The sequence below is a fragment of the Streptomyces sp. PA03-6a genome, assembly GCF_033792765.1.
Lineage (GTDB): Bacteria > Actinomycetota > Actinomycetes > Streptomycetales > Streptomycetaceae > Actinacidiphila.
Genome location: NZ_JARAVK010000443.1, coordinates 1 through 4270, shown reverse-complemented (window position 1 = coordinate 4270; position 4270 = coordinate 1). Strand labels below are relative to the sequence as shown.

Annotated in this window: 2 protein-coding genes; one reads left to right on the top strand and one right to left on the bottom strand. The window is 75.9% G+C overall.

The genetic code is table 11. The features are described from left to right. The first annotated feature begins 230 nt into the window (after positions 1–230). Entirely contained in the window at positions 231–1094 is an 864-nt protein-coding gene (locus PV350_RS45055) for a 3-hydroxybutyryl-CoA dehydrogenase (RefSeq protein ID WP_500330591.1), read from the top strand. Here the strand turns inward: PV350_RS45055 and PV350_RS45050 are convergent. Next, positions 1085–3676, bottom strand: a complete 2592-nt coding sequence (locus PV350_RS45050) for an AAA family ATPase (RefSeq protein WP_500339121.1) — start codon at positions 3674–3676, stop codon at positions 1085–1087. The two genes, PV350_RS45055 and PV350_RS45050, sit on opposite strands and share 10 nt — an antisense overlap. Between the last annotated feature and the right edge of the window lie 594 nt (positions 3677–4270).

Below are 4270 nucleotides of genomic sequence, written 5' to 3'. Positions count from 1 at the left end.
CCCCGACGGGCCCGGCCGCCCCGTTGACCGGCCCCGACACCACCGGTGCCGCCTCCGGCTCGCGGGCGGCACCGGTGGTGTCGGGGCCGGTCAACGGGGCGGCCGGGCCCGTCGGGGCGGGCCGCACCGGGACCCGGACCGGTACGCCGGCCGGGTGTAATGTCGAGCGGGCTGGTCCGGACCTCACGACGGTCCGGGTCTCCATCTCGCGATCAGGGAGAGGCTGGGCGTTGAACGACGACATCCGTTATGTCGGTGTGGTGGGCTGTGGCCAGATGGGCGCGGGTATCGCCGAGGTGTGCGCCCGGGCCGGACTGGAGGTCCGGGTGGCGGAGACCACCGGCGAGGCCCTGGAGCTGGGCCGGACGCGGCTGACGAGCTCGCTGCAGAAGGCTGCGGAACGCGGCAAGATCACCGAGGAGGAGCGCGACGCCGCGCTCGAGCGCCTCTCCTTCACCACCGACCTGGGCGACTTCGCCGACCGCGACCTCGTCATCGAGGCCGTCGTCGAGAACGAGCAGGTCAAGACCGAGATCTTCCAGGTGCTCGACCAGGTGGTGACCCGCCGCGACGCGATCCTGGCCTCGAACACCTCCTCCATCCCGCTGGTGAAGCTCGCCGTGGCGACCTCCCGCCCGGAGCAGGTCCTCGGCATCCACTTCTTCAACCCGGCGCCGGTGCAGAAGCTCGTCGAGCTGATCCCCGCCCTCACCACCGACGGCCAGACGCTGGTGCGCGCCGAGAAGCTCGTCACCGACGTGCTGGGCAAGCACCCGATCCGGGCCCAGGACCGCGCGGGCTTCGTGGTCAACGCGCTGCTCATCCCGTACCTGCTGTCGTCGATCCGGATGTTCGAGACCGGCATCGCCAGCCGTGAGGACATCGACAACGGCATGGAGATGGGCTGTGCCCACCCGATGGGCCCGCTCAAGCTCTCCGACCTGATCGGGCTGGACACCGTGGCCTCGGTCGCCGACTCGATGTACGAGGAGTTCAAGGAGCCGCTGTACGCCGCTCCCCCGTTGCTCCAGCGCATGGTCGACGCGGGCCGGCTGGGCCGCAAGAGCGGCCACGGCTTCTACGACTACGTGTAGTTCGGCGTCCGCGCCGTCGTCTCCCGCCGCGCGTCGAGCCGGGCCAGTTCCGCCCTGGCCCGGGACTCGACCGGGGCGGCGCCGACCGCGGAGCTGATCTCCAGGGCTTCGACCAGGGCGCCCCGGGCCGCCGACGCCCGCCGCGGACGGCGCTCGGCGGCGCCCAGCACGATCAGCGTGCGGGCGAGGTCGATGGGGAGCGAACGGCCGCGCAGCCGGTCGGCGGCGGCCTGGATGCGGGTGACGCCCCGCTTGGAACGGCCCAGCACACAGTCGCGCAGCCCCTCGGCGCGGTCCAGGGCGGACTGCACGCTGGCGGAGGGCCGGGCCCCGGCGCGGCGGCGCGCGGCGCGCAGGATCTCGGCGGCGGAGTCCGTGTCGCCGAGGATGACGGTCGCCTCGGCCAGATCCCCGTACCAGCGCAGCATCACCGGGTCGGCGATGCCCATCGTCTCCCCCAGCCTGCGCACCTGCCGCAGGGTCTCGACGGCCGCCGCGGTGTTCTCCCGCCCACCGGCCAGCAGTTGCGCCCGGCCGCGGACGCCCAGGGCCCGCAGCAGGAAGAGCTGGTCCCCGTCGGTCATGCAGGCCCGGATGGTGCGGTCGGCGAGCTCCAACGCGCGCTCCAGGCGCCCCCCGGCGGTCTCGGCGAGCGCGGCGGCGTACAGCACCGGCGGTGAGTCGCTGCCGGCCCTGACGGGGAGCACGGCGCAGCGGGCGACGTTGTCCAGTGCCTCGCGGCAGCGTCCGGACCGCACTTGGATGCGGATCAGCGCCACCAGCGTGGCCGCGGTCTCCTCGACCGAGGCGTACTCGCCGGTCCTGCCCAGGAGACCGGCCACCTCGCCCTCCGCCTCGGTGATGCGGTCGGCGTCGGCGGCCAGGATCGCGCGGGTGCGCACCAGTTCGCGGGCGCCGGGCCCGTCGGGCGCCACCGGGAGACCCAACGCCTCGCCCAGCGCCGCCTCGGCGGCGGCCGCCTCGCCGTGCAGCGCGTGCAGCCGGGCGAGCAGCGCCAGGGCGGCCACGCGGGTGTCGACGGCGCCCGCCTGGACCGCGATGTCGGCGGCCCGGCGGGCGTGGGCGGAGGCCTGCGCGGGCCGCCCGCCGATGAGGTGCCGCAGGGCGGCCCAGTGGTGCAGCCGGGCCTCCAGCTCGGGATGCCCCTCGGCCTCCACCAGGCCGTCCGAGATGAGGCGGCCCGCGGCGCCGAGCGCCTGACCGGCGTTGCCGAGCATGATCAGCCGGGCCAGTACCCGCTGCCGGGTGGAGGCGGCCTCGGCGAGCACGGTCTCCGCGGCCCGGTCGGCGTCCCCCCGCAGCCCGGCGTCGCTGGCGTACTCGGCCGCGGCCAGCAGCCGGTCGGCGCGCTCGGCCGGGCGGTCCTCGGGGGTACGGCGGACCGCCAGGGCGGCCAGTTCCGCGGCGGTGGCGGGGGCGCCGCGGCGGCGCGCGGACCCGGCGGCGGCGGTGAGCGTGGCCGCGGTGGCCTCGTCGGCGTGCGGGTGGGCCAGAGCCAGGTGCCGCGCCTGTTCCACGGGCTCGGGGACCACGCGGGACAGCAGCTTGTGCGCGGTGCGCCGGCCGTGCTCGGGGGCGTCGGTGTACACGGCGGCCCGGATCAGCGGGTGCTGGAAGCGAATCGTTCCTTCGGCGTCGGCCGCGGCGACCCCCAGGCTCTCCGCGGTGCCCAGGTCGCCCTCCGGGTCCGGGATCCCCGCGGCACCGAGCAGCGCCAGCGTGGGGCGGGCCGCGGCGCTGGCGACCAGCAACGTCTGCCGGGCGGAGGCGGGCAGCAGCCGCACCCGGTCCAGCAGCAGGTCGCGCAGCCGCGGCGGCACGGCCAGCACGTCCCCGGCCTCGAAGGGCGTGCCGTCGCGCAGCAGCGCGCGGCCGAGTTCGAGGGCGTACAGCGGATTGCCCGCGGCCGTGTCCTGGACGGCCCGCACGGCGCGCTCGGGCAGCTCCGCCCCGGTGTCGTCCAGCAGCAGCTCCGCCACGTCGCCGTCGGACAGCGGAGGCACGAGCAGCGCCGTGGTGCCCGGCGGGCAGCACCGCAACCCGGGCGGCTCCTCGCCCTCCACGACCCGCTCGGCTGCCAGGAAGCGCACGCCCTCGCCCGGCGGGAGCCGCCGCAGCGCGAGCGACAGGACCTCCGCGCTGGGCACGTCGAGCCACTGCAGGTCGTCGACGACGATCAGCACCGGACCGGCCGCCGCGAGCGCCCGCAGCAGCTCGACGGCCGCGTCGCGCACCGCCAGCCGGCTCTGCGTCGCGACCGGCTCGTGCCCCCGCAGCAGCGCCGCCCGCAGCGCGGCCCGGGGCCCCGCGGTCAGCCCGTCGACGTACTCCTCCGGCACACGGGCGAAGAGGTCCATCAGCGCCACGAAGGGCAGCTTGGCGTCCTCCTCGACGGGCACCGCCCGCAGCACGGAGCCTCCCGGCGGGACCTCGTCGGTCAGCGCCGCGAGCAGGGCGGACTTGCCGATCCCGGCCGCTCCGTGGAGCAGTACACCCGGACCGGCGGTCAGCTGTGTCCGGGCATGGTCGAGGATCTCCCGACGCCCGATCAGGGACGGCATATGCTCATGACAACGTTTGCCCAACTGCCTTGTCAATGGCCGCAGTCACGTCGCCCTCCGGGTTGCCCCATGTCGCCCCTTGCGGCCGGTTGTCGTGTGCGGCTCCGTTGCGCCTGCGGCGGGCGGTTCTCCCGCCGCCCGCCCTCCCCCAGCCTTCGGCCGGGGGGACCCCCACAGCGCTCGCGGTTTATCCCTGCAGTGTTCGGCGCCGGGTCCGCCGCTCGTCGCTTCCGGGCGCACTCCGCCACACCCCCTCCCGTGTGTTGGGGCGACTGACGGCCGGTGGGGGTGAGTAGGGCACTTGCGGCGACCCCGGACCGCCCTCTGACCCCGTCCGGCCGTTAGTCGCCTACACGACTGGAGGGGGTGTGGCGGGGTGCGCCCATGGGGTCCCCCCGGCCGAAGGCTGGGGGAGACGAGCGGTGGGCGCGGTGCCGGATGATGTGGAACAACGCCGCGAGCGCCGAGGTGGGGGTCCCCCCGGGCCGAAGGCTGGGGGCGTACGCCGGCGCGGCACCGACCCCACAACGACCGCGCGAGGCGGTCACTGACCGCGCTGGATGGGGGTCCCCCCGGCCGAAGGCTGGGGGAGGG